This window comes from Enterococcus pseudoavium NBRC 100491 (genome assembly GCF_001544295.1).
GTDB lineage: Bacteria > Bacillota > Bacilli > Lactobacillales > Enterococcaceae > Enterococcus_A > Enterococcus_A pseudoavium.
Map to the genome: position 1 here is coordinate 26,482 of NZ_BCQF01000006.1, position 26,262 is coordinate 52,743.

Sequence of the window (26,262 nt, forward strand, 5' to 3'; positions counted from 1 at the left end):
CGAAAAAATTCGTTCTTAACCTTTTCTTTATGTTACTTTGAATAACATGTCTCCTTTTAAAAAATCGAAAATAAGTTTAGATAACAATCAAATACTGACAGACGCAGTTAATATCTCATACCCACTCCTCACTTTTTTCGCAATAGATTCAAAATAGCACGACCACTTTTGGAGGAGGCAGTCGCATAGCTTTTTTAATACGAATTTATTGTTCCATTTATTCCCCTTAATTTTGACGATCCCAAAACTAAGACCCAGCAGTGGCAAAAATAAAATTCAGACGTATAAAATCGCCCTATTTTTCGTTCCCATAAAACTAAGGGCGAAAAATAGGGCGATTTTAATATATTAATGACATTTCATGAAAACAAACCAATGAACCTTTATTTCTTCTTAGGTTCATCCTCATCCATTTTCAAGACAGCCATGAAGGCTTCCTGCGGTACTTCGACAGAACCGATTTGTTTCATGCGCTTCTTACCTTCTTTTTGTTTCTCTAACAATTTCCGTTTACGAGAGACATCCCCGCCGTAACATTTTGCTAAGACATTTTTACGTAAAGCTTTGATATCTGTCCGAGCAACGATTTTTGTTCCGATAGTCGCTTGGATTGGCACTTCAAATTGTTGGCGCGGGATCAACGTTTTCAACTTATCAACGATGGCCCGACCACGTTCTTGGGCAAATTCCCGGTGAACGATGAAACTTAGGGCATCGACTTTTTCAGCATTTAATAAAATATCCATCTTGACTAGGCGACTTTCTCGATAATCGGCCATTTCATAATCAAGTGACGCGTAACCTTTTGTGCTGGATTTTAGTTTGTCGAAGAAGTCAAAGACAATTTCTGATAACGGAATATGGTAGACTACGTTCACCCGATAATCATCGAGATAATCCATCGTGATGAACTCGCCTCGTTTACGTTGTGATAACTCCATCACAGCACCTACGTATTCATTTGGTACCATTATATTGGCTTTCACGAAAGGTTCTTCAACATTTTGAATTTTAGATGGATCAGGAAAATCGGAAGGATTATCCACAATTAGTTTAGTCCCGTCGGTTAAGTTGACATGGTAGATAACCGATGGCGCCGTTGTAATCAATTCCAGATTAAATTCACGTTCCAAGCGTTCTTGTACTACGTCCATGTGCAACAAACCTAAGAAACCACAGCGGAAGCCAAAACCTAATGCTTGCGAGGTTTCTGGTTCAAATTGTAGGGCTGCATCATTTAACTGCAATTTTTCTAACGCTTCTCGCAAGTCATTGTAGCGAGAAGTATCGATTGGATACAATCCACAAAAGACCATCGGATTCATTTTACGATACCCGTCGAGTGCTTCTTCAGCAGGATTATCAGCTAAGGTGACCGTATCACCGACCCGTGTATCTTGTACTGATTTGATGCTGGCGGTAATATAGCCGACATCTCCTACCATTAAATAGTCACGTTTCACTGCTTTTGGTGAAAAGACACCTACTTCTGTTACATCAAATGTTTTTCCATTACTCATCAATTGAATTTTATCGCCTGGACGAACAATTCCGTCTGTAATCCGAACGTTCAAAACGACTCCTCGATAACTGTCATAGATAGAATCAAAGATCAATGCTTTCAACGGGGCTGCTAAATCACCGCTAGGCGCGGGGACGTTTGTTACAATTTGTTCTAAAATGTCACTGATTCCGATCCCAGTTTTCGCACTGGCAAGTACAGCATCTTCTGCATCGATTCCAATCACGTCTTCGATCTCTTTGCGCACACGTTCAGGATCAGCTGCCGGCAAATCAATCTTATTGATAACTGGTAAGATCTCTAAATCATTATCCAGAGCTAAATAAACATTAGCTAAGGTTTGTGCTTCAATCCCTTGGGCCGCATCAACAACGAGGACAGCACCTTCACAGGCAGCTAAGCTCCTTGAGACTTCATAAGTAAAATCGACATGCCCTGGGGTGTCAATTAAGTGGAAAATATAGTTTTCACCATCATTGGCTGTGTAATGTAACTCCACTGCATTTAATTTGATTGTAATTCCGCGTTCTCGTTCCAAATCCATTGAGTCTAACAATTGTTCTTGCATCTCACGGGAACTTACAGTATTCGTTTGTTCTAAGATCCGGTCAGCCAGTGTGGACTTGCCATGATCAATATGCGCAATGATCGAAAAATTTCGAATCATTTTTTGGCGTTGCTTCAATTCTTCTATATTCATTAAAGTTCCTCATTTCTTTTAGTCAGCACTGTCAATTATACCAACGTTTCTGATATAAAAAAAGTCTTTTCCCCTATTTCCCAAGGTCCATAAGAGAAATATCATCTTGCTTTTGCTATACTAAGAAGGTAAACAGTGAACAAAAACTAGGAGATGAAAGAATGGATAATGACTTTAGGAAGCAACTAGTCTTAAAGCCTGTTAGTGAAGAACACCTGGCTCAGTATGATGAACTACTTAGCTATGTTTTTCAGGTCACCGAGAGTGATATAGAAAATAGCGGGTACGAAAATAAGCGTGAAATGGTTCGAGCGAAAAAACCCGTATTGGAACAATCGAAAGTTTTTGGCTGGTTCCATGAAGATAAATTAATTTCTCAAATCGCAATTTATCCTTGTGAAGTGAATATTCATGGCAAACTTTTTCAAATGGGCGGTGTTACTGGCGTCGGAACTTATCCCGAATATGCCAATCACGGATTGATGAAAGAGCTCATCGAAAAAGCCTTAGTCCAGATGCGGGAAGATCAGCAATGGATTTCATATTTATATCCATATAATATTCCTTACTATCGCCGTAAAGGCTGGGAAATTATGTCGGATAAGCTCAGCTTTAAAATCAAAGATACCCAATTACCTAAACAAGTCGCGTTACCCGGAATCGTTGAACGGAAAGAAGTCGATGATCCCGACGTTTATCAAGTTTATCATGAATTCGCCTTAAACAATCACGGCGCTATGATCAGAAAAGAATTGAACTGGGAAGAATACTGGCGCTTTGAAAATGAAGAAGAACGGACCGCGGCCATCTACTACGATGCTGATAAAAAACCAGCTGGTGTATTGTTCTATTGGATTTCTGACGAAGTTTTTCATATTAAAGAAATGTTCTATTTAAATCAAGAAGCGCGCAATGGCCTATGGAATTTTATTAGCGCCCATTTTTCAATGGTCTATTGGGTCAAAGGTGATATTTTTAAAAATGAACCCCTCTCTTTCTTACTTGATGACAGCGAGATTAGCGAAACCATCGCTCCATTCTTTATGGCGCGAATCGTTGATGTCAAAGAATTTTTGCAAGAATTTCCTTTTGAAAAACCAGTGGAGCCTTTTTATTTTGAGGTTGAAGACCCGGTGGCCAAATGGAACAATGGCGTCTTTGCATTGAGTTGGGACAACTCCGGAAAACTCCACATTTCCGATCAACCAAAGGGCGAAGGTATTCGGCTAAACATTCAGACCTTGACTTGTATGTTGATGAATTATCGCCGAGCTGCTTACCTCGCACGAATCGAACGGCTAGAAGCCAGTAAAAAAGCAATTGAACTATTAGAAACAACAATCCCTGATATGGAGGCGTATTTTAGTGACTACTTCTAAACATATTTATTTTGCGGCACCTTTATTTGCCCAAAGTGATTTACTTTATAATCAACAACTGGTTAAGAAAATTCGTGAACTTGCAACAAACTTGACCGTGTATCTTCCTCAAGAAAATGCTGGAATCAACGATAAGTCCGCCTATGCGGATAGTAAGATGATTGCTCTTGCTGATACAGAAGAAGTTTTGAAAAGTGACTTGATGATTGCTTTATTAGACGGAATCACGATTGATGCCGGGGTTGCCTCAGAAATCGGAGTCGCTTATGCAAAAAAAATTCCGGTGATTGGTTTGTACACGGATTCCCGTCAACAAGGTGCTGACAATTCCCAAAAATTAACGGCTTTACAGACACCTGCCGAAAATCAGTTTCATTATTTAAACCTATATACCGTAGGATTGATCAAACTGAATGGAACAATTGTCAACAGCGAAACAGCCTTATTGGAACAGATTAAATCCTTTGCAGAAGGTCGTGAGCTCCATGACTTATAAAAGATATCGAACAGCCTTATTGGTCTTTTCTGCATTCTGCTTGGTCTACAATATCTATGAATTTGTGATTGGCAAATATTCCACGAAACAAGGCGTTATCTTTATAATCGAATGTTTGGCTGGGATCGCTTTGATCTTCCTACCTGAAATCATCACCAAATTATTTAAACTTGTTTTGCCTGAAAAAATCATTTATTTTTACTGGTTCTTTCTAGTCATCTCGGTCTTTTTAGGAACTTCTTTGCATATGATTTCAATTATTTCTTTTTGGGATAAGATTCTCCATTCTGTCAGTCCAATGGTTTTGACCGCACTGGGGTATGGATTGATTGGTTTCTTTATGAAAGAGGCGAAAATCAGCAAAACGTCGCCTTGGCTTTTCTTATTATTCGGTTTTGCTTTCGCGGGTGTTTGTGGGGTTTTCTGGGAATTTTGGGAATTTCTCTGTGACACAGTCGCAAATATGAATCTGCAACGCTACGCGACTTCAGCCGGAAAATTATTAGTTGGTCGTGCCGCTTTGATGGATACCATGGGCGATCTACTGACCAATACTGTTGGAGCGTTCTTAATGGGAATCTATGCTAAAATTCAAAGTCATGGGAATGCCGGTTATTTTGAAGAATATCGCTTGAAAAAAATTAGTAGATAAAAGAGATTATGCCAAAAGTAGTTTTTCGGAAATAAGTCGAAAAACTACTTTTGAAACATAATTTATTCAGAAACAAGAGGTGTGACAAAATTTTGTCACACCTCTTGTTTTCTTATTTTTCCAATTGGGCAACACGCATAACATCACGAGCAATGATTACTTCTTCATCTGTCGGAATAACCATAACTTTGACTTTGCTATCCGCAGATTCAATCGATAAAGCGTTATCTTGGTTCTTGCTTTCATCAATTTTAACACCTAAATATGTTAGAGAATCACAGACCATTTTACGAACGCTTGCTGAGTGCTCCCCTACGCCAGCAGTAAAAACAAGCGTATCTAAACCATTCAAATCAGCGGCATAAGCACCAATATAATGAATAATTTGATGAGCAAACACATCTAACGCAAGCTGTGCGCGAGAATTTCCTGAAGACGCGGCTGCTTCAATATCACGACAATCATTTGAAATTCCTGAAAGACCCAATAAACCAGATTTCTTATTAAGCAAGTCTTTGATTCCTTGCGCATCTAATCCTTCTTTTTCTTGGATAAAAGGAATAATCTGAGGATCTATATCTCCTGTTCGTGTTCCCATAACCAAGCCAGCCAATGGCGTAAAGCCCATTGATGTATTGATCGATTTTCCTTCAAGAATCGCAGCGATGCTAGCGCCGCTACCGATATGACAAGTAATCATTTTATGAGTAGCAGGATTCAATGAAATTGCTTTTTCTGAAACATATTGATGACTGGGACCATGGAAACCATAACGCCGAATCCCATATTCCTCATAATATCTATAAGGCAATGCGTACATATAATTCTTTTCTGGAATCGTGTGGTGGAAAGATGTATCAAAAATCGCTACTTGTTTAGCGGTAGGTAAAACTTTTTCAAACGATTGAATACCGATTAAATTAACTGGATTATGCAGCGGTGACAACGTACTTAATTCATCGACATGTGCTTCGACAGCTTCATCAATCAAGGTGGCATCTTGATAATATGTGCCTCCATGAGAGATTCTATGCCCCACTCCTGCAATCTCATCATAAGATTTAATGATTTCCTGTTTGATTAGTGTATCCAATACAAGTTGGACTGCTTGCTGATGATCTTTGATCGTTGTCGTACGTGAATTTTTTTCACCAGCATATTTAAAACTAAAAATTGCATCGACTGACCCGATTCGTTCTACGATTCCTTCAGTGATAACAGTTTCTTCTGGCATAATAAATAGTTTGAATTTCAAGGAAGAGCTCCCCGAATTAATTGCCATAATTTTGGTCATAATTTCTTTTTCCTTTCAATTCGCTTAGAATAATGCATGTACAAAACACGCTAGAAATGCTCCGGCAATCGGTCCCAAAATAGGTACCCATGCATAATCCATGTGGGCTTCTCCCTTATTGGGAATCGGTAAAATCGCATAGGCTAGTCGAGGACTAAAGTCGCGGGCCGGATTCAAAGCGTAGCCTGTCGTTGAGCCTAATGCTAAGCCCACCGAGGTAATCACCATCCCGACGATCAACGGTTTTAACCCCACTGTAAATTCACCTAAATTCAACAAAACATACACAAAGAAGAAAGTCGCGATTAATTCACTGATAAAGTTCCAGCTCTTTTTCCCAGGAACTTTGGGGCCAGTACCGAAAATGCCAGCATGATTCCCCTCTTCTTCTGTTTTGGTTGCTTGAAAATGTGGATAATAGTGAATTGCAATAACAACGGCTCCTAGAAAAGCCCCTAAAAATTGTGCAATTAAGTAACCGACAACTTTTGTTTTAGCAAATAGATGAAAAGCTGCAAAAGATAGTGTAACTGCTGGGTTCAGATGTCCTTCAGCTCCAAAAGCACCTGCTACATAGACACCAAACATTACTGCAAGCCCCCAACCGAAACAGATATATAACCAATCGGCTCCTTTTGCATACGCATTTTTTAAATTGACACTGGCGCTTAAACCAATTCCGAGTACAACCAAAACCATTGTCCCCATAAATTCGCCCAAATATTCTCCCATAAATACACTCCTTATTCCGTTTAATATATTTCCCTTAAAAAATGACCCACTCGACAGGGCTACCATTTTTTCACCGCTGTTTCATGAGTCGCACATTCGTTGTCTCTTGAATCATAGATTAGGGACTACTTAATGATTTTTATAATTAATTCTTTCAATTCATCATCTGTTGGTACAATCGGATTTCCTGGGAACGTTCCATCTTCTTTTGCATGACTGACGATCCAATCGATATTTTCAAGAACATCTTTTTCCTTGATAGCAAAATCTTTCAAAGTTTTTGGACAATTCATTTCACGCATCATTGCAAAGATATGTTTTTGCAATCGTTTGATCAATAAATTATCACTTAACGTTGGTGAGCCTAAGTGCGCTTTGACGATTGCTTTTCCGTATTTTTCTGCAACTGTTTTGTCCTGACCATTGAAAGCGACGATATGTGGTAAGAGCATCGCATTAGCAAGACCATGAGGAACATGGAATTTAGCACCTAGTTGATGCGCCAACGAATGACAGATTCCCAGACCAGCCGTGTTGAATGCTAAACCAGCAGCACAAGAAGCTTCATGAATCATTTGTCTAGTTTTAACATCGTCGCCAACTTGATAAGCTGAAACTAATTGATTCGCAATCGTATCGATCGCTTTTTCAGCTAACGCATCGGTGAAAAGATTCGCATCTTTAGCAACTAATGATTCTAACGCATGGGTCAAGACATCTAACCCTGAAAAAGCTGTTACACTTTTAGGCGCACTCATAACTAATGTCGGTTCTAAAATGGCAATATCAGGAATCAAATGATCTCTGATAATCGGGAACTTCACTCCTTTTTTTGTATCAGATACAACAGCAGTATTCGTAACCTCAGAGCCTGTTCCGCTAGTTGTAGGGATGGCAATAAAAGACTCCAGTGATTGATCAACCAATTTTTCACCAAAGAAACGGATGGCTTTGGCTGTGTCAATCGCAGATCCACCACCAATTCCGATCATAATCGCAGGTTTTACCGTCTCAAAAACGGCTACCCCCGCCATGATATTTTCAAGCGGCGGATCAGGTTTTACATCAGAAAATAAAGTTACGCTATTGGAAGGTGCTAAATGACTTTGAATATTTTTTAGACTATCACTCTCTGGTAAAAATGAGTCACAAACCATCAGAATACGACTATTTTGAATTGTATCTAGAACCGATAAACTATCGGTCCCAGAATAAATTTTTGTAGGAATGATCAATTGTTCCATCTTAATCTCTCCAAACTCTCATTGAAAATCCTTCAGGTGAGTTTAGTCGACGGCGGCGAGTAAATGTTTTCGCGGTAGTAGTTCCTTCACCTGTTGGTGTTGAAATTGTTAAGGCAGATGCCCCCGTAAAGCCAACACCCGTTCCAGAATAAGTTGGTCCATTAACAACAAAAATTGATGTATTGATTCGGTGTGCTGCTTTATTGATGTTTGGTAAATATTCAGAATGGATTGAAGCAGTGTGGTGGTTGCCACCTTCAACTTCTACTGCGATGGCTAACATATCGTCAAAGTCACGAGCAGATACAACTGGAACGATTGGCATCAACATTTCTTTGACTACCAAAGGATGATCTTTAGAAGCTTCCAAAATAATTAATTTCGGTTTGCCAGTATAACTGATATGAGCTTCGTCTAAAATGAATGAAGCATCTTTACCGATAAATTTACGGCTAGGTGTTCCATTTTCACGTAACGTGATTGTAGCAAGTGTTTCAATGTCTTTAGGATCTGTAACTAAGAAGGCTCCTTCTTGTTGCATCAAACGAATTAATTCGTCTTTAATGCTATTAACAGCAACAATTTCCTTTTCAGCAGTACATAAAATATTATTATCGAATGCTGCAGAATCAACAATATTGTGAGCAGCAAGAGCAATATTCGCTGTTTCATCTACCATTGCTGGAGGATTTCCGGCACCGGCACCAATTGCTTTTTTACCACTAGTCATCGCTTGATGAACGACACCGGGACCTCCTGTTACAACTAATGCAGCGATATCTGGATGTTTCATCATTTCTTGGGCTGCTTCGATTGAAGGTGTTTCAATCGTGACAACTAAGTTTTCTAATTTAACCGCATCATAGATAAATTCATTAATTTTTTCGACAGCCCAACGAGAAATGACTTTGGCTCCTGGGTGAACACTAAAGTAGACAGTATTTCCGCCAGCTAACATCATAATTGCATTGGCAATAACTGTTTCAACTGGATTGGTACTTGGGGTAACCGCACCAATTACTCCAAAAGGAGCGTATTCATACATGATTAAGCCACCATCACCAGTTTGAACTTCAGGTGTTAAGTCTTCTGTTCCTGGTGTATTGTATAAAGCATTTTGTAATTTTTTAACTTTGGCTTCTTTAGTTCCCATCCCAGTTTCTTTGACGATTTCTTCTGCAATATAGTCTAATGAATCTGCAAAGCCTGCTTTAATTGCTTCTACAACTTTGTTGCGGGTTTCAATTGAACAGTCCACATATACTTCTTGCGCTGCTTTAGCAGCCGCAACTGCATCGTTGACCGTTGTAAAAATCCCTTTATTTCCACGAGTTGAAACGGATGTTACTGCACCTTTACCCATTTCTTCTGCTAAAATTTTTCTGATTTGTTCTTCTAATGATGCCATTATTATTCTCCTTTTAAGAAGGCTGCCACTGCAGTCTCACAAATTAATTGATCTTCTGATACTAAACCACCGCTGACGCCGATTGCCCCTATAATTTTTCCTTTGAAATCAATCGGAATGCCCCCAGCAAATGTCACCAATTTACCATCTAGCATTGTTTCTATTTGATAAAGCTCGCCACCTGGTTCAGTATCTTTGTTTAAATCTTTGGTTGGCGCTTGCATCATCAAAGCAGAATTTGCTTTTTTGGGTGCCAAAGTCAAACTGACTAATTTAGCCTCAGCCATCCGATAAAGGATTCTAGGATTACCAGCCAGATCACTGATACAAATCGTTACCGGAACATTGATCTCTTGCGCCTTATTTTCTGCAATATCGATGGTTTTCTGCAGATTTTTTTTAGAAAAAAGTGCTTCTGCTTGCACTGTGAGAACAGCTTTTTCGATCATTTCTTCTAAATTATTCATTTTGTTCACCTACTTGGTTGAGATAACGTTTGACGATTTCATCGACTTGTTTTTCTTCCTTGTCAAAATGGTCTTCATCACGAGCAATGATGTACAAACAATCAGAGAGACGATTTACGTATTTTAAGAGTTCTGGGCGAATCGTTATCTCCGCTTCTTCAGATAGACGAACGAGCATTCGTTCCCCGCGTCGACAAACCGTTCGGGCTAAATGTAGATGCGCTCCCGCAACGCTAGTCCCTGGCAAAATAAACGAAGTAATCTTAGGTAATTTTTCAGTATAACGGTCGATAACATCTTCCAAACTGAAAATATCCTCCTCAGAAATTTGTTCACTTTTACCGTAGAATTTATCAGTATCCGCAGTCGCAATCTCTCCAGCTAGCTGAAACATTTTATATTGGATTTTTTCTAATAGTTGAATGTTTTCACTGTGTCGACAAAACTTTGCTGCTACACTGATAAACGCGTTGCATTCATCGAATGTCCCATAAGTATCCACTCGATCAGAATACTTTTTTACACGTTTTCCATCGAATAAACTTGTGCTTCCTTTATCGCCCGTTTTTGTATAGATAGCCATACTCACACATCCTTACTTATTAAAGCGATCGATAATTCCTACAATTGCGCAATCGACAACATCACGTGTGCCAGTTGCTTCACGCTGGGTTTTACGAGCGCCAGCTCCCTTTACTAATAAGACATATTCACCTACACCTGCTCCAACAGTATCCGCAGCGACTTCTTCGTAACGAATTTCTTCTTGATTGCTATTGACCTGTTGGACGATCATTAATTTTCGTCCGATAAGTGAAGCATCCTTTTGACTCGCTTCAATCGAGCCAACTACTTTCCCCATATACATGCTTCATCGATCCTTTCTTGTATTTTGATTTTTTTCCGTTGAATAAGTTCAAAAGCTTCAGCCGTTACTTTTTGCTGATTTGTCTTAACTAGTAGCGACCCCTCTTCCAGTAATAACAGATCTTCACGCTTGATTGTCTTTTTTTTACAAGCGACAACTGTTTTCCCTGCTACATGAAAATCAATTGGCCATTGAGTCAACATTTTCCATGGAACAAAGGCAAGTGTCTGCTCGCTGAGGTCAAAGACAAATTGAACTTGATAGGAGATTCCGGTCAAGAGCCAATCAATCCACGGTTCTTTTTCAAAATAATAAAGGTCATGAATCAGCTGAATAGGGACTTGGATCAATCCGATATAATGATAATCAAAAAAGACTCGCTTATCTGGAACAGGTGTTGGCCTAAAATTTTCCTGGCAAAGCAGATTTAGCCGAGCTTTTTCCCTTCTAGTGAGACGCTCAGTGATCAAACTGATGAGTTTTTCTTCATCCATCTATAGGCCTCCTAATCAAACATTGCAATGCCAAGTGGTGTGACAAATTGAGGATAATCAGGTCTTAATATAGAATGTCCCATTACTTTACTGAAGGTCGGAACGAAATCCTCAAAATTCGTCGCGCCACCAACTAAGAAAATTGGTGTCTCTTGATTGAGAGGCACATATTGTTTAGCAATACTAGCCATTTTTTCGACAACGGGGCGAATGATTCCAAAGATTTCCTTTTCATCTTTCGTCTCACGTTTCAAAACTTCAGCTTCGCTCACAGGAATTTTTTTAGCCCCGGACAGTACTAGTGACATATGATAACCACCAGTCGGTTCATCAAAAACGGTGATCTCCTCAGCCTTTTTGAAATTACTGATACCAGTAGTCCCGCCGCCGATATCAACAACACTGCCTTCTTCCAGTTGCAAGAAACGAGCAGCTGCAGTCGGTTCATCAATAATTGCTTTAGCTATAAATCCTGCATCGTTGATGACATTTGCGACCACTTTTTCAGCATTTTCACCAGTACCTGGCGGGATAGCTCCGCTGGCAGAGACCAATTCAACGCCTAATTGTTTTTCCGCTTGCTTTTTCAGTTCTTTTACAATCTTGACTGATTCAATATAATTAACAACAATACCGTCACGAACGACATCGGCATATTGGAACGCTCCGTATAAGGGAACATCATCTTGATCTAAAACAGCCAAGACAATTGATGAAGTCCCCAGATCGATTCCCACTTTTAATTGTTCCTTTGATGAAACTGGTCGAGCAATTTGTTGCTTTTTCACAAGTTCAGCAAACTGTCTCAAAATTTTGTTTGACTGTTTTAAATCCATCAGAAAGCTCCTTAATCTTTTACTAAACGACCCACGGTTCCTTTACCAACATTTGCCGCATTGGCTTCATCGGTATCAATATGCATTTCTAAAACAAATTTAGGATCAGGACGAACGACAACATCATCGTAAATTGTTTTTCGTTGTTCTGTTTCAATCTCTACTTTAACAAGATCGCCTTTTTTAACACCGAAGTTTTCAGCATCTTTATCACTCATATGAATATGACGTTTTGCGGCAATAGCCCCTTGGATTTCAACTTGTCCATCAGGAGTCTTAACCGTGATTACTGGTGTTCCGACTAAATCGCCTGACATTCTGATTGGTACAGGTACACCAATTTGACGTGCTTCAGTCTTTGCCAATTCAACTTGTGAGTGTGCACGGCAAGGGCCTAAGACTCGTACCCGTTCGATCATTCCTTTAGGACCCACAACCGTAACTGTTTGATTTGAGGCAAATTCACCTGGCTGTTTTAAAGGGGCTTTGACAGTCATTTCCTGTCCTGGGAAGAGAACAGCAAAGTCTTCTTTAGTCAAATGGATATGGTGATTGGAAACGCCAATTGGAATAAATGGTTGGCTTTCTTCTGCAATAATTTTACGAATCAGTGTTCTTAACTCTTCTTCATTCATTTCATTCATCCTATCTTTGTATTACAACTTAGTTTTTCTTTGGTAAGATCCCTTCAACATCTGTATGTGGACGAGGAATTACGTATGATGCATAAACATCGCCAACTGTTTCAGCAGCACTAGCACCCGCATCAACTGCCGCTTTAACTGCACCAACATCCCCACGAACCATGACAGTCACTAAGCCTGAACCAATTTTTTCAGTACCTACTAAACTGACATTGGCCGCTTTGACCATTGCATCCGCTGCTTCAATAGCTGCTACTAAACCTTTTGTTTCAATCATTCCTAATGCGTTATTCATAATATATTCCTCCAATTAATCTTTATTTTTCAATTCTTCATAATGAATACAAACTTTCCGTGGCTCACCCTTTTTGCGTGGGCAAGCAGGATCTTTGCATAAATTACAAGTATAATGACCTGCTTTTTCTAATATTTCTATATCTTGTTCAACGATTGGTTCCGCGGCAACAATTGGTTCTTCAATGACTGGATCCTTTAACAGCTCTGGCTCAGTACTAGCATCAATACCATTTTTTAGCCAGATAGCTGAAAGGCCATCAGCCATTCTTGGAATGACCCGTGCTGCGACCAATTTGTCTTGTTGTTGAGCTATTGATTTACCAGCCTCAACCGCCGCATTAACTGCACCGACATCACCGACAACTTTGATGGATAACCAGCCTGACCCTTTCGCTCTTTCAATCCCAATGATTGAAACATTTGCCGTTTTTGCCATTACATCACTTGTATTTACTGCGCAGGCATAGCCAACGACTTCAATTAGTCCTAATGCTTGATTCAATCATTTCACTTCCTTTAATGCTTTAAACGGAATCCCTTTTACTAGACGAGCCGCATTTGTTCCAAGCTTTCTTAGCTCTTCATCGGCCGTATCAATAATAAAAAGTGGTTCATTTTTTGGTAATTTCTTGTAATGCATGACTGCTTGACGTCCATCCATGACGATTCCAACCTCTAATGGCGAATTGACAGCTAATTCGTAAGCCGCCTCTACCAATGTCAACTTTGTCGTCACAACTTCTTCGTAAGGAATCCCTTCTTCTTCAATCCCCAATAAAATCGGAGCTAGAGAAGTATCTGCTACTAATTTAGTAACAAAAATTGTTGGCCTCACCGTCATCGCTATTCCTCCTTAAGCTTGTTGGCATAAGATAAAATCAATCCGGTAGCCACCGCATTTCTTGGTCCTTCAACGCCTCGAATATTCCCTCGACCTGCGACTAACGCATAATGAGATAGGGCATCTGTGACCAATTGTGGAACCTCAAAATCTAATGCCGAGCCCCCTACGATGACAATGAACGGGATATCACGAATATTCCCCGTTGGGCTAACATGAGCCAATGCTCTAAGGGCATTGGTTACAAAGACACGTTCTTTCGCTGTTTGACGAACCAGTTTAATTTTTTCGATACTTAAATCACCATTTACCGGCACAAAACCATCTGGGGTAATCACGACAGTTTTAGCAAAGATGTTGGCAGGCAAAGCTTTGTCAAAAAACTCCACTGTTCCATCTTCATGCCGGATATAGAATAAGCTTTCTACTTTTGCTAAAGGATATTTCTTGATTTCTTCAGCTAAATAGCGATCTTCCAGTCCCAGTTCAGAATTAATAATCATCGTGACCATGTCGCCGGCTCCAGCTAAATGAATAGCTGTCGTTTTACCGGTTTGATCAATGATCGAGGCATCCGTCGAACCAGCTCCTAGGTCTAGAATCGCCAATGGTTTATTCGTCCCTGCCGTTGTCAATGCACCTAAAATAGCCGCTTCTGCTTCAGCTCCACCAATTTCTACAGGTATCCCCAGTTGTTTTTGGATCTCCTCAGCAATTAGCGCCATCTGTAAATGATCTGATTTCACCATGGAAGCAATTCCTACTGCTTGTTCAAGTGAGAATTCTCCAGCTAAACCGCCTTTAACATTTAGCGGAACGAATGTATCGATAGCCAATAAATCCTGAATACGAATATCTTTTAATTGTTTATTCGTTAATTCTGACATCGTTAGGCGGACACGTTCCAACATCCCGCCAATATTCGTTCCAGCCTCGCCAGTTACATTATCAATGTTCTTAAAAGCAGAAATGACCTTCATGATCTTTTCAGCACCTGCTGAGATTCCAATAGTCTCTGTCCGGCCATCCCCTTGTAAGACTAAATTCCCAGCAGGTATGACCCGTGCTTTAACATCCCCCTCAGGTGTCTTAATAACAACTGCTGAACGATTACCGATTAATGCCCGGGACACTGGAACGATATTTTTGGTTTCGTCTGAAGACAAGTCAAAGACTGTTGCGATTCCATAAGGATTAGAAAGTTCAGAAATAACTTGTCCCTGATTAGCCACTTCGACCGCTGCCAGCATCTTTAAAGGAACTTTTTCAATAAAAGCAACTTCATCAACGATCGGAATTTTTTTATGGAGACGATTGTGAATCAATACGCCATCATCTTTTTGTAAAATAGCGGCGCTCACTTGATAACCATATTCAGCATAAAGATTGATCAGCTTAGCCGCATCATCAAAATCGATTGCTTTTGGCACTACTACAATATATTTCCGCTTTTTATCGGTTTCCTTAAAAAGCTCCGTCAATAAAATCGTATAACCAATCCCTAACCCCTCGCCACCAGGCGTTTTAGGGTCATGCCCAATCATTGTTGATTCTGTAATGATCGTTTCCGTAATTGTTTCCATTGCTACATCCCCAATAACAGGAGTAGCTTCGTTGATCCGAATCAAATCTATTTGTTCTTTAGCTAAATTAGCTTTAGCTAAAACTGTTTGAATCGACTTTTGAATTCCAATTAAATTTCTTTTCGTCCCCTTGATTCCGGTTGTTTCGGCAATTGCTGAGGCGATGAATGTAACATCACCGTTGTCTGAAACATCTGCTAATGCTACTTCCGTTGAGGAATTACCGATATCGACGCCTATGACTTTTTTCATAATAAGCCTCCTCGTCTAGTTATCCCCTTTAAGTTTCTTGCGTGTTTCATAATATTCTGCTGCTTCCCGCACAAAATCTGCGGTAATCTTTGCATTGTATTTCGTTTCTAATTCATCTGCCATTGCTAAAAGCTCCACTTTTGAAGAACGGTAAGGTCGTAATTCACCATACATTTCTAATAGACGTTCATCAGGAATCGCTGTTAATTCAGCAGCTCGTTTGAAGTTTTCTTGTAATGCGTCTCGTCCAGCATCACTGGCAATTTGGCCTTGATACTTCAAAGTTTCCCGTGTAATACGTAAATCTTTTCCGTCTACTTCACCAGCTAAAACTTTATCCAGGGTAATCTCATTAATTCCTTTGCCACTAGGTGAACGTACGATGTCAGGATGTTTTTCAAATAATGGATAATCACTGCGCTTCATTTCAGTTTGAGGAGTCGACGCAACAGTTGCTGTTTGTTGTGTACTTTCTTCAGCTGCCATCTGCGCGCTGATTCGTTTGATTAATTCATCTATTTCAGCCATTTTTTCCCCTCCTATGCTTTTGTGAAATCAATTTGAATTTCTTCAGCAGGTTTTCCGATTACAACGTATTTTGTTTCTTTGATATGCATCAGAGCCGATTTCGCTTGGTAAGCAACCCGAGACATTTGATCACTAACCGTAGGAACGGGATCAGGGGATTCACCTTTAGCATATTTTGCGGCATTTTTGCCGATTGCTCGATAGGTATCTAAAGTCAAAGTTGGTGCTTGTGGGAATAATTCAAGATTTGATAGTGGTTCCAAATCTTTTTGATGAATGATTGTTGTTCCCTTCGATTGAATAGCAATTGCGATTCCAGAGCCTGAAAGCTTATCACCTTCAGCACCTGCAAAAGAAACATCGGCTGTACGATAAACTTTGATTACTCGAGCCTGTAAGCCTTCTTCTTCGATCCCTGCAATCATTTGGCGTAAAATTTCTTTATGAGGAATCCCTAAAAGATTCTCTCCCATCGCTTCAGCAAAACCAGGTGCAACCGCGATGACTACTTCATCTTGAGCGACTCCCGGTTGAGCTATACCGGTATGTTTAAACCATGCTAGTTCTTTAATCGCTGTGGGCACATTTTGTTTTTTTTCAATGGCTGGTTGTCCTTCATTAGCTGTAGGAACTTCCCCGATACTCTCTTTGAAGGTCACTGGTTTGTCATCCAGTGGCATTTCTTTTAAAACATCTCGAATAATTGCGCGTAATAGCGATTCATTGATCGTTGTTTCTGACATTTGCTTCTCCCTTCTGTCCCAGTTAAATAGAACGAGGATCCATGGCCATTGGGATATTCTTGACTTGTTCCCATTTTTCTCCTGATAGACGATAGCCGCTACCTGGACCCATATAATCATTGCTGTCATTAACCGCTGACACAACATGCCAATTGTTATCAAAAATTGCAGATGTTTGTAAGAAATCACCGGCAACCCTTTGTTTTAACAGACTCAACACTTCCTCAGCCACATCCATAAAACCACCTTCGGCTAAGGCTTTGACGATATCTGCTCCATTCAGCTTGCGATCTAATAATTCTTGTGCCGCTTTCATATCCTCGACTAAGTTACGAGCAGGCATATCTTTAGAACCATGGGCATATGTCGCAGCTTCAACTTCTTCATCCGTAATTTTTGGCAATCCTAGGCCTTCAAAAACAGCTTGAATAGCACGAGCAGCTTTACTACGGATCTTGATAACTTCTTCTTCTGTGACTGGACGAAGCCCCCCGTCAACTTTTAAGTCACGTTGAAAGACTAAATAATCATCGACGTCTTCAATATCGGTATTAGAACCAGCAAACATGTTGTCATAATTAGGTACTGCCGAATATCCACAAGAAATAATGTCGGTCCCTGGTAAAAATTGACACATTAATTTTTCGGTCCGACGCATATCTGAATGAGAAAATGCTTGGTCATTTCCTGAAGCAACTTCTAAGTCCATCATGACGCAGATCAAATTTTCTGCTAAAACCGCCCGAATACCAGAGGGTACGCTGCCGGGAATTCCAATACAACTTACGGCACCGTTTTGTAGGCCTTGAACACCACTAGCTTTTGTGATGAAAATACAACGGGCTTCTAAATAAAGCATTGATTTTCCTTCAGCATAACCCATCATAACTTCGGAACCAGAGCCGGAAGTAAAACGCATTTTCAAGCCACGAGAAGCATAACAGGAAGCTAAGAATCCTTTTGACCACGGTGTATCGTCTCCATCAGTAAAAACTGGCTCAGTCCCATAAACAGAAATTGTTTCTGCATAGGATGTAAAACCTCGCATCCCTAAATCAAGTTCAAGAGCTTCTTCTACGGAACATTGAGTCAAGACGCCTGGGCGACCGACTTGTGAACCAACCATGATTGAAATCGCGTTGAATGGTGCGTAACGGGCAACCGCAACGGTCGTTTCTTGTTCTGCAAAGCCCCGCAAAGCTCCTTCTGCCGCATCCGCAGCAATCTGAACTGGATTATCGCGTAAGTTTGTCACGTGTGATTGAGTCGCGACACTACGACGTGGATGCATTTTTTGCATCGCCATCATCATTTCAACAACATTCATTTGGCTGACGACATCAACCACTTTGGCCGGTGTCATAGATAATGTTAATTTCACGATATCTTCACGAGCGACATTTGGATTACATAGCATATTGGCTAATTCGACTGAGTCCATTGCCAAAACGCGTTCAGCACCTTCTTTGTCGATCCCATGTTCCGCGATATATAGATCAATCAAATCAAAATCTTCACGTTTCTTTCCATCAAGTTCTGTAATCACACCGTTTTCCACTTTGATACTAGGCTTTGGATCATTTGGGCTTTCCATTGCTATAAACCCTTCATCGATCCATTCTTTAACAAAGCCATCTTGATGGATTGGCCGTTGTTCAAGTACCTCAAAACGTTTAGAACGTTTCATCATTTTTCCTCCTAACTAACAGGCAACACGCGATCAATTAAATATATGAAGGAAAATCATTGATCGGTTCGCTACCTAACGTGTTTAATAGATCGATACCGACTTCACGAGCCGCGATGACAGCTTGACGAACCGCTCCTGAGTCGCCTTTAATATGAATCGTTACTTCATTTGAATATTTTTGTCCATGATTAGGTGAAGCATAGGAAATAACTTCGACATTCGCTGCTTTGACAGCTGTGTCAGCCATAACCACACCAATTGCCGCAGGTGCCGCAGCAATTAAGCCGTAAGACTTCCCAACTTCAGCGCCGAAAGCTTCAGCTAAAGCGAAACTAGCACGAGCTGAATATTGCAATTCGATATGTCCGGCTTCATTATTGTAAACATCACCAAATGTCCGTTCTGTTTCTTTTAATGTCACTTCAACTGCTCGACGTACATCCGAAACATCTTCTCCGCCAAAAATAATCAATACACCGTGACCACCGCCACCTTTAGTATCACGAGGTAATTCAACACTGACGATCTCTGTATTGGTTGCTTTCACTGCTTCATCAGCAGCTGTGATTTGCGGACCAGCACCAGAACGCGCTCCTACAATTCCTAATGAACGGTAATTCTTTTTTAGTTTCATTGCTTCAGCTAGATGACTGTCTACATTAGCAATGACTAAACCAATCGTATCTCCGACTGGGGCAGTACCTACAAACTCTGTTAATGAACTTACTTTTTTATCCACAGAAGTTCCCTCCTTTTTATTGGCTAAATCGGAAGAATTAGTAGATACGATCAAACGTTCCATAATTTTATTGACTAACTCTTCTTCCATAATCATGTCTATTCACTTACGCTTTCTGGTAAAAGTCCTTCAACATCCGTATGAGGACGAGGAATCACGTAATTTGAAACGACTTCACCGATATTTTCAGCTGCTGCGACACCTGCATCCACGGCTGCTTTGACAGCGCCAACATCACCACGTACCATGACAGTAATTAGTCCTTGACCAATCTTCTCTTGACCAACTAATGTAACGTTTGCTGCTTTGACCATTGCATCTGCAGCTTCAATAGATGCGACTAAACCACGTGTTTCAATTAAACCTAACGCTTCTTGTTGCATTGTATTGCCTCCTAAAAGATATTTTTTAACAACCCGAGTATAAGAAAAAAAGCTATGACATATTAGCCATAGCTTTTTTGTGATCTTTTTCTTATTTTGGAAAAAAACGATGATTTTGCTAAAAATCAGCCTTCGTTTATGAGAAACAATTAAATAAACCCTTTGTTATAAATACTTCACAAAGAATTCGATAATGCGTATAATAAGAACTTGTAACACGATTTAGCTTATTCAAAAGCAAATTTATATGATTCCGACTGAAAGAAGGGTACTTTAAATTGGAAGAGTATTATCAATATCTTGAATCTAATCAAAAAATCTTAGATAAAATTTTAAGTGATTTCACTAAAGCAACTGGTTTGGCAACGATCTTGGTTGATACCCATGGTATGGAACTTACCGCAAGCTATGGTTTTTCACCTTTTTGTCAATTGATGCGTAATAATGAGGAAACGCGCCATCTCTGCCAAACTTGCGATATGTTTGGAGGTCGCAGTTCCATTAAAAACAATGTGACAACACCTTATATTTGCCATGCTGGTTTAGTTGATTTTTCTTACCCAGTAACCATTGATGAACAAGTCGTTGGCTTTATCCTATGCGGACAAACGCGAATCGAAAACAAAGACGGCTTTTATCCGATCATCAAGGAAACGACTGACTGGAAAGATGACCCAATTTTTGTCGAAGCTTATGAGAACATGCCGATTACAACCCCTGAGAAAATTCGTTCAGGTAGTGAATTGCTAACGATTATCATTAACTACTACCTTTCCGATATCATGAGTAAACATCTGGTTATTCAGCAACCAACTCAACTGATCAACCAAATCGATTATTCTGAAAAAGAACTTGCTGAGGCTCGCATGAATCACGAACAAATTCCTTTTACTTATCATGAATCTCAGGAAAACGCGGCAGACTCTGCTCAAGTAAAAGTAAAAAATAAAATTAGCCGACCAGAAGTTATTGAAGCACTAGAATATATCAATCATCACTTAAACGAAGTAATCACGCTAGATGAAGTTGCCGACCATGTCTATCTGTCAGGCTATTACTTCGGTAAGCTTTTTAAAAAAGAAGTCGGTATGAACTTCGTCGATTATATCAATGAGAAAAAAATCAATCGTTCGATGATCTTGTTACAGGATTCCACTTGGTCGATTGATAGTATCGCCCACAGCTTAGGTTTCTCTCAATCGAGTTACTTCAGCAAATTGTTCAAAAGAGTTACCAATCTCTCTCCCCGTGAGTATCGTCAAAGAATTCAAAAAGAAGCACTCCGAAAATAAATCGGAGTGCTTCTTTTTCACATAAAAATGTGCAGCAAACACGCCGATCTTTTTTTTCCCGAAAAGATCATGCGATGAAGTATCCTGGCTTTGCTTCTTCCGCCACAGGTCCTTCCAGCAATAATTGCCGTGGTTACCTGTTTTGTCCACAATACAGTTGCGGGTACAGTATCAGATTCTCACTGATTTCCTTCATTCTATTCAATTAATGATTATCGTCCACGAAAATAAAGCAGGCGAATGATTACTTTTAAATAATCAAAGATTTCTAACATATCTTCTGAAGTAAAACTGAAATAAGGCAAAAGCACTTCATTTTCGGCAACCGTTGTGTTGCTTTGAGTTTTAATAACCATCGTTGGAATTTTACGTTCCGTTAACATTTGGCGAAATGTTGTATACTTCTCTGGAATGATAAAATAATCAACTTGTTTCAAATTTGCTTCAAAATCAGTCAGCTCTACAAAGGCTTTCAGTTGATTCATCACTTTCACGTGACGTGTAAAAGCCAAACAAGCAAAACTCAAACCATTGCCAACACTAGCAAGTGGTTCCAGTAAATCAGGCTTATTCAATAAACGGCTAACCGTTTGAATACATTTTTCTGTTTCTCGGTCCAGTACCTTGACAATTTCATCACTGGCACCAGTCAATGCTTGATTCTGATAAGAAATACCCTCTTCTCCTACCAAAAGATCCAGCTCTTTTTTATCAGAAAGAATCAAGTATTCATAATTGAGCCATTTTTTATCTAGTCCCTCATAGGAGAAACTACTGATCTGCCCAATTTTTCCACCACTAATCTCAAATGAACGGCCTTGAGCATTGTAAAAGGTCATCCCTAATTCTTCGAACATACCTAACCCTAAGTCCGTAGCGATACTGTAAGTATTCATAAAAACAATTTTTTGCGTTTCTGAACGTACAATTTTTTTCAAAACAGTCCCGATAATATTACTGCTGGAAATCAATGGTGACTTTGCAATCGTTGGCACGGTAGTAGGCCCCACTAACGATGCGATATCCAAGAAAAGAATTTCCTTATCTTTTGAATAGCCATATCTTGGCTTAATCGAAAAACCAAATAGTCCATCTTCCTGTAACGTCTTTATCGGCTGTTGATAATATTTTAGAATCATTTTCAGTGGATCCTTGTGGTCAACAAAAGGAAATGAACGCGCTTCGGCTTTACTCTCATCTTCAACTAAGTACTCATTGAATTTTTTTACAATATTTTCATCGGTTTTTGTTTCATCTAAAATTGGTGCAATGGCAAACACTTCTGTCATAATTTTCACCCATTGTTAGTATAACAAAAAAAGGTGTGATAATTTAGCTATTGACTAGTTCATTTTGGCTAAATCAAAGACAATTTTGTCGTTTCCTTTCACTTTCACTTCTTTTGCACCTTTCATGATCTCTTTGTCGTTAATTTTAAAGGTCCAATACTTTTTGGCATTCTCATCTTGTGCATGTCCTTCAATTTTAGTGATAAAACCATCCTGATCCTCAATCGTAAAATTCTTGGCCATTACATCATATAACGTTGCACCTTTTTCAAAGTTGATTGTTTTTTTAGAGAGTTCCTTTCCATCTTCTTGTAGCTTAACCGTTGCTTTTTGTTCAGTCTTTTGACTGACCGAAGTTTCTTGTGATGTTGCGGGTTCATTTTTTTGACAGCCGGTAAAACCGACCAAACTTACTAATAGAGCTGCTAAAATCATTGTTTTTTTCATCTTATTTTTCTCCTTAAATTAATCCATATTTTATTTTGATACGTTGCAATTTTTCTAACATCGGTTTGGCTAAAACAGCCAGAAAGATCACCGTTGAGATCGCGTGAATCAAATCCATCGGTGCACCGGAAATAAAGACCGCAATCAGCGCTTCCTTGCTGATCATAGGTGTGAACATCAGTAATGAGGCGGGGTTCATAATTAGTCCATAAATCAGGAAAATACTAAAAAAACCAAATAGACATAAGGACAAGCGATTGGCTCGCAATAAACCGCAACGATAAAAGACTCCGGCCACAAAGCCAATCATGCCAAAAGCAAACATCTGCCATGGCGTCCAAGGCCCTTGACTAAAAAAGATATTTGAGACTAACGCCGTCCCACTGCCAACTAAAAAACCGACTTCTGGTCCAAAAGAAACAGCACTGATAATTACTAACGCTGCCACTGGCTTAAATTGCGGCAACATGAAAAATGCACCACGTCCAGCAACACCTAATCCTATTAGAACTGAAATAATGATCAGTTCTCGTGCCTGTGGCTTACGCCCTTCAAAGATCAGTAGGAAAGGAGCCATTGCCAAAAAGATCAATAACAGACTAACTTTTAAATAGCTACGATCCCCACTTTTTATTCCGTAATAAATCACTAACGGCATACATAGAAAAATAGCTACTAAACTGAGTTTAGTTCGTCGTGAGAGTTTTTTTGCTTCAACCTCTTGATTCCATATTGGCAAGCTTGGTGGATTCTCACTTTTTTTAGGTAATGGCTTCTGGTAATTATCATCTCGATAGAAGTGGCTTAAGAAGTCTGATTTTTTTTGAGACATTCAATCACCTCCTCAACCGTCACTGCGTTAGGAAAATAGCCTCGAGCCATTCGATTAGCCGCAGTAGTATAAAAACTATTGCCCGCAAAAAATTCCCGTGCCGGTTTGGTGGTGACGATGGAACCATCAAAAAATAAGCCACACAGATCACTGAATTTCGCGACAAATTCAACATCATGAGAAACCATCAAGATCGTCACACCTTGCTCTTTTAGTTTCAATAGAATTTCACCTAATTCTTCTTTAAAAAAATCATCCAGTCCCTTGGTAGGCTCGTCAAGCAATAAAATTTTAGGACGTAGTAACAGGACTTTCGCCAAAGCTAGCCGTTGCTGTTCGCCACCACTGAGGTCATAAGGATGTTTCATTAATAACTCTTCTAAGTGAACCAGCTCGACAATTCCCGCAATAGCAGATTCCTTACTCATATTCAAAGGATAGGCCGCTGTTCTTTTTGCTTGTTTCCCGTCAATGATCTCATAAAGATCTTCCAGCACAGTCTTCTTAACAAAAAGGCTTTGGGGATTCTGGGGTAATACACCTAGAAATTGATGATAAAGTTCATTATCAGAAAATTTATTTAAAGGTTTGCCCTTTAGCTTTATTTTCCCACGGTATGGCTGTCGAATCCGACTGATTAAAGATAATGCGGTACTTTTACCTGTACCATTCCCCCCGACAATGCTATAAAAACACCCCGCCGGAACACTTAAGGACAAGTCTTTGATGACATCTGGCGCATCTCGATCATAACGAAACCACAGGTTCTTGACTTCAATCATTGTCGCTGTTTCAGTTATTTTTTCTTCAGGGAATGATTCTGCTGACTTATTTGCCCGACCCTCCAGCCAACTGCGACCTTCTCCAACAGTCAGCGGATAGTCAGAGCCAGCATCACAACTGCCATATATTTTCATTGGAGCAGGCATCGCGATAAAAAGGTCATTTTTAGTCTCTTTTAATGCTTTCCCTACTGTTCTAGGTTCTCCACTGATCATTATGCGCCCTTTCTCCATCATGAAGACCTGATCAGCCATTGGTAAAACTTCTTGCAATCGATGCTCAGAGATTAAGACGGTTGTTCCAATCTCTCGATTGATCTTTGCTACCGTTTCTAAAAAGTTGGTAGCGGCGATTGGATCTAATTGCGAAGTTGGTTCATCTAAAATCAATAGTTTCGGATGTAAAGCCATGATACTAGCTAAGTTCAATAATTGTTTTTGGCCGCCAGAAAGTTCATTGATATTTTTTAAAAACCATGATTGGATGCCGAAATAAGAAGCCATCTCAGCAACCCGCAGGCGAATGGTCGCTTGATCGAGGCCCAGACTTTCTAGTCCAAATGCCAGTTCGTGCCAAACTTTATCCGTTACAATTTGATTATCTGGATTTTGCATGACAAAACCAATCTCTTCACTTTGCTCTCGAAGAGTTAATTCGGTTAATGGTCGATGATCAAATTTAATTAAACCGGTCATCTCTCCAAACGGGCTTAAGGCAGGCTTTAATTGTCTTAGTAACGTTGTTTTTCCGCTGCCACTTTTCCCAAATAGAACATTGAAGCTCCCAGCTGCCAGTTCAAAAGTAACATCATCAAGACGTTTTTCTGAAGACTCTGGATAAGCAAAACTTACTTTATCTACACTTAAAAGTCCCATTTTCTTACTCCTTCTGTCCAATTTGGTTGAAATAATTTGGTAGTGTGGTCGCTTGATTTACCTTAATACGCGACCATTTATAAGCATCCCATGCGCGCAAGAACAGCGGTAGAGAAACTAACAAAAAGAAACTCACGGTTCCAATTCCACTTGACCAATTCAAAGGCCAACCGTGTATGATAATCTGAGGATTGTAACTCACATAGAGCGCCTGATTAGCAAAATTCCACAAACAGCCTAGCGAAGTTAACAACAAATATCCCAAGATGATCCCGTCTCGCAAATCAAAACGATCCAGTGAAAAAGCCGTGCGCCCCTTTAGTCCGTATCCTCGTGCTTTCATAGAGTCAGCTGTTTCAATCGCATTTTCCAACGCCCAAGTGACCATGATTGAAAAAATTTTAAAGGCTCGACGGATCTTCTCGATAAAGTTGCCGTTACTAAGATCCCGTCCGATACTTTTTTGACCATTCCGAACGACGGCTAATTGTTGCGTAAATTTAGGTACGAAACGAAATGCCATTGATAAAATCAATGAGCTGGCTGGAATGAGCTTCCCAAAAAGATAAATGAATTTGTCACTAGTCATCACTTGATTGTAACAAGTAAACCAATTAATCGTGTTAGCAAAAACCAGCGCTAGAGCCAAACCAATGATAATTGCTTCCAAAGTAATCGCATTTCCATTTTCCATCCGATAAAGTTGGGTAACACCGTAATGATTGAAAGCTGGGTTGACTACTGCCACTACTAACATTCCTGGAATAATAAATTTCAACTGAAATAGCAAGCTTTTTTTAACTCCAACTAATAGGGAACTATAACTGAGCGCACCTAAAAAAGAGAGTGCTAAAATGTATGGGTGCAGTGAAAACATACTTATTCCAATCACAAGCAGAAAATATATAAAATTATTCAATGGATGAACTTGTGAAAAAGGATCTCTCATCGC

The 26,262-nt window shown here is 39.8% G+C and carries 29 protein-coding genes and 1 riboswitch; of the genes, 4 read left to right on the forward strand and 25 right to left on the reverse strand.

All coding sequences use genetic code 11. The annotated features are described in order from the left end of the window. Positions 1 to 383: 383 nt before the first annotated feature. Complete coding sequence (gene lepA, locus EP1_RS04355; RefSeq protein ID WP_067624050.1) at positions 384 to 2,222, reverse strand: translation elongation factor 4; 1,839 nt, start codon at positions 2,220 to 2,222, stop codon at positions 384 to 386. Between the two features lie 161 nt (positions 2,223 to 2,383). On the opposite strand from lepA, the gene EP1_RS04360 reads away from it, so the two are divergent. From EP1_RS04360 to EP1_RS04370, 3 genes are read left to right on the forward strand one after another with little or no spacing between them, the layout of a single operon-like run. After that, on the forward strand, positions 2,384 to 3,601 hold the full coding sequence (locus tag EP1_RS04360; RefSeq protein WP_067624053.1) for a GNAT family N-acetyltransferase: 1,218 nt from the start codon (positions 2,384 to 2,386) through the stop codon (positions 3,599 to 3,601). Next, on the forward strand, positions 3,588 to 4,097 hold the full coding sequence (locus EP1_RS04365; protein WP_067624056.1) for a nucleoside 2-deoxyribosyltransferase: 510 nt from the start codon (positions 3,588 to 3,590) through the stop codon (positions 4,095 to 4,097). The genes EP1_RS04360 and EP1_RS04365 overlap by 14 nt, the downstream gene beginning before the upstream one ends. Continuing rightward, a complete protein-coding gene (locus EP1_RS04370) occupies positions 4,087 to 4,749 on the forward strand; it encodes a DUF2238 domain-containing protein (RefSeq protein ID WP_067624060.1) in 663 nt (220 codons plus the stop codon). Before EP1_RS04365 ends, EP1_RS04370 begins: the two co-directional genes overlap by 11 nt. A 112-nt stretch (positions 4,750 to 4,861) precedes the next feature. On the opposite strand, the gene EP1_RS04375 is transcribed toward EP1_RS04370, so the two are convergent. From EP1_RS04375 to EP1_RS04465, 19 genes are all read right to left on the reverse strand, one after another. Continuing rightward, positions 4,862 to 6,046 (reverse strand): acetate/propionate family kinase, encoded by a 1,185-nt coding sequence (locus tag EP1_RS04375; RefSeq protein ID WP_167540741.1) that lies wholly within the window; start codon positions 6,044 to 6,046, stop codon positions 4,862 to 4,864. A 21-nt stretch (positions 6,047 to 6,067) separates the two neighbouring features. After that, positions 6,068 to 6,775, reverse strand: a complete 708-nt coding sequence (locus EP1_RS04380) for an MIP/aquaporin family protein (RefSeq protein WP_067624067.1) — start codon at positions 6,773 to 6,775, stop codon at positions 6,068 to 6,070. A 125-nt stretch (positions 6,776 to 6,900) separates the two neighbouring features. Further along, on the reverse strand, positions 6,901 to 8,019 hold the full coding sequence (locus tag EP1_RS04385; protein WP_067624071.1) for a 1-propanol dehydrogenase PduQ: 1,119 nt from the start codon (positions 8,017 to 8,019) through the stop codon (positions 6,901 to 6,903). Position 8,020: 1 nt separating this feature from the next. Beyond that, the gene (locus EP1_RS04390; protein WP_067624074.1) at positions 8,021 to 9,427 is read right to left on the reverse strand and encodes an aldehyde dehydrogenase family protein; all 1,407 of its coding nucleotides are present in this window, start codon (positions 9,425 to 9,427) and stop codon (positions 8,021 to 8,023) included. Between the two features lie 2 nt (positions 9,428 to 9,429). Then, the gene (locus EP1_RS04395) at positions 9,430 to 9,894 is read right to left on the reverse strand and encodes a GlcG/HbpS family heme-binding protein (RefSeq protein ID WP_067624077.1); all 465 of its coding nucleotides are present in this window, start codon (positions 9,892 to 9,894) and stop codon (positions 9,430 to 9,432) included. Then, positions 9,887 to 10,477 carry a cob(I)yrinic acid a,c-diamide adenosyltransferase gene (locus EP1_RS04400; RefSeq protein ID WP_067624080.1) on the reverse strand — a complete coding sequence of 197 codons (591 nt, stop codon included), beginning with the start codon at positions 10,475 to 10,477 and terminating at the stop codon, positions 9,887 to 9,889. The genes EP1_RS04395 and EP1_RS04400 overlap by 8 nt, the downstream gene beginning before the upstream one ends. Before the next feature lie 12 nt (positions 10,478 to 10,489). Beyond that, positions 10,490 to 10,762 carry a EutN/CcmL family microcompartment protein gene (locus tag EP1_RS04405; RefSeq protein WP_067624084.1) on the reverse strand — a complete coding sequence of 91 codons (273 nt, stop codon included), beginning with the start codon at positions 10,760 to 10,762 and terminating at the stop codon, positions 10,490 to 10,492. After that, on the reverse strand, positions 10,744 to 11,256 hold the full coding sequence (pduM, locus tag EP1_RS04410; protein WP_067624087.1) for a PduM family microcompartment protein: 513 nt from the start codon (positions 11,254 to 11,256) through the stop codon (positions 10,744 to 10,746). The genes EP1_RS04405 and pduM overlap by 19 nt, the downstream gene beginning before the upstream one ends. Before the next feature lie 11 nt (positions 11,257 to 11,267). Then, entirely contained in the window at positions 11,268 to 12,092 is an 825-nt protein-coding gene (gene eutJ, locus EP1_RS04415) for an ethanolamine utilization protein EutJ (RefSeq protein ID WP_067624089.1), read from the reverse strand. An 11-nt stretch (positions 12,093 to 12,103) separates the two neighbouring features. Then, complete coding sequence (locus EP1_RS04420) at positions 12,104 to 12,727, reverse strand: phosphate propanoyltransferase (protein WP_067624092.1); 624 nt, start codon at positions 12,725 to 12,727, stop codon at positions 12,104 to 12,106. 28 nt (positions 12,728 to 12,755) lie between these two features. Beyond that, complete coding sequence (gene pduA, locus EP1_RS04425) at positions 12,756 to 13,034, reverse strand: propanediol utilization microcompartment protein PduA (RefSeq protein ID WP_270264034.1); 279 nt, start codon at positions 13,032 to 13,034, stop codon at positions 12,756 to 12,758. Between the two features lie 12 nt (positions 13,035 to 13,046). Next, entirely contained in the window at positions 13,047 to 13,535 is a 489-nt protein-coding gene (locus EP1_RS04430) for a BMC domain-containing protein (protein WP_067624099.1), read from the reverse strand. Next, positions 13,536 to 13,874 (reverse strand): glycerol dehydratase reactivase beta/small subunit family protein, encoded by a 339-nt coding sequence (locus EP1_RS04435; RefSeq protein WP_067624101.1) that lies wholly within the window; start codon positions 13,872 to 13,874, stop codon positions 13,536 to 13,538. It lies immediately after the preceding gene. A 2-nt stretch (positions 13,875 to 13,876) separates the two neighbouring features. Next, the gene (locus tag EP1_RS04440) at positions 13,877 to 15,709 is read right to left on the reverse strand and encodes a diol dehydratase reactivase subunit alpha (protein ID WP_067624104.1); all 1,833 of its coding nucleotides are present in this window, start codon (positions 15,707 to 15,709) and stop codon (positions 13,877 to 13,879) included. A gap of 15 nt (positions 15,710 to 15,724) precedes the next feature. Further along, complete coding sequence (locus EP1_RS04445) at positions 15,725 to 16,237, reverse strand: diol dehydratase small subunit (RefSeq protein WP_067624107.1); 513 nt, start codon at positions 16,235 to 16,237, stop codon at positions 15,725 to 15,727. An 11-nt stretch (positions 16,238 to 16,248) separates the two neighbouring features. Next, a complete protein-coding gene (locus tag EP1_RS04450; RefSeq protein ID WP_067624110.1) occupies positions 16,249 to 16,980 on the reverse strand; it encodes a propanediol/glycerol family dehydratase medium subunit in 732 nt (243 codons plus the stop codon). A 22-nt stretch (positions 16,981 to 17,002) separates the two neighbouring features. Continuing rightward, entirely contained in the window at positions 17,003 to 18,667 is a 1,665-nt protein-coding gene (locus EP1_RS04455; RefSeq protein WP_067624115.1) for a propanediol/glycerol family dehydratase large subunit, read from the reverse strand. A 37-nt stretch (positions 18,668 to 18,704) separates the two neighbouring features. Then, positions 18,705 to 19,505 (reverse strand): propanediol utilization microcompartment protein PduB, encoded by an 801-nt coding sequence (gene pduB, locus EP1_RS04460; protein ID WP_115872281.1) that lies wholly within the window; start codon positions 19,503 to 19,505, stop codon positions 18,705 to 18,707. Between the two features lie 2 nt (positions 19,506 to 19,507). Beyond that, on the reverse strand, positions 19,508 to 19,792 hold the full coding sequence (locus EP1_RS04465) for a BMC domain-containing protein (protein WP_067624121.1): 285 nt from the start codon (positions 19,790 to 19,792) through the stop codon (positions 19,508 to 19,510). 278 nt (positions 19,793 to 20,070) lie between these two features. Here EP1_RS04465 and EP1_RS04470 point away from each other — a divergent pair, with 278 nt between their 5' ends. Continuing rightward, entirely contained in the window at positions 20,071 to 21,084 is a 1,014-nt protein-coding gene (locus EP1_RS04470) for a PocR ligand-binding domain-containing protein (RefSeq protein ID WP_067624124.1), read from the forward strand. 61 nt (positions 21,085 to 21,145) lie between these two features. Further along, a riboswitch (cobalamin riboswitch) is annotated at positions 21,146 to 21,316 on the reverse strand. Here EP1_RS04470 and EP1_RS13280 read toward each other — a convergent pair. The 5 genes from EP1_RS13280 to EP1_RS04490 all read right to left on the reverse strand — a co-directional run bounded on the left by EP1_RS13280 (position 21,297) and on the right by EP1_RS04490 (position 26,259). Beyond that, entirely contained in the window at positions 21,297 to 22,373 is a 1,077-nt protein-coding gene (locus EP1_RS13280; RefSeq protein WP_157065573.1) for a glycerate kinase, read from the reverse strand. (Overlaps the previous riboswitch by 20 nt.) A gap of 54 nt (positions 22,374 to 22,427) precedes the next feature. Further along, positions 22,428 to 22,820: a DUF4430 domain-containing protein gene (locus tag EP1_RS04475; RefSeq protein ID WP_067624126.1), complete on the reverse strand. Its 393-nt coding sequence runs from the start codon at positions 22,818 to 22,820 to the stop codon at positions 22,428 to 22,430. A 13-nt stretch (positions 22,821 to 22,833) separates the two neighbouring features. After that, the gene (locus tag EP1_RS04480; protein WP_067624130.1) at positions 22,834 to 23,652 is read right to left on the reverse strand and encodes an ECF transporter S component; all 819 of its coding nucleotides are present in this window, start codon (positions 23,650 to 23,652) and stop codon (positions 22,834 to 22,836) included. Continuing rightward, complete coding sequence (locus EP1_RS04485; protein ID WP_067624136.1) at positions 23,625 to 25,310, reverse strand: ABC transporter ATP-binding protein; 1,686 nt, start codon at positions 25,308 to 25,310, stop codon at positions 23,625 to 23,627. Before EP1_RS04485 ends, EP1_RS04480 begins: the two co-directional genes overlap by 28 nt. A 4-nt stretch (positions 25,311 to 25,314) precedes the next feature. Further along, complete coding sequence (locus EP1_RS04490; protein WP_067624139.1) at positions 25,315 to 26,259, reverse strand: energy-coupling factor transporter transmembrane component T; 945 nt, start codon at positions 26,257 to 26,259, stop codon at positions 25,315 to 25,317. Positions 26,260 to 26,262: the final 3 nt, after the last annotated feature.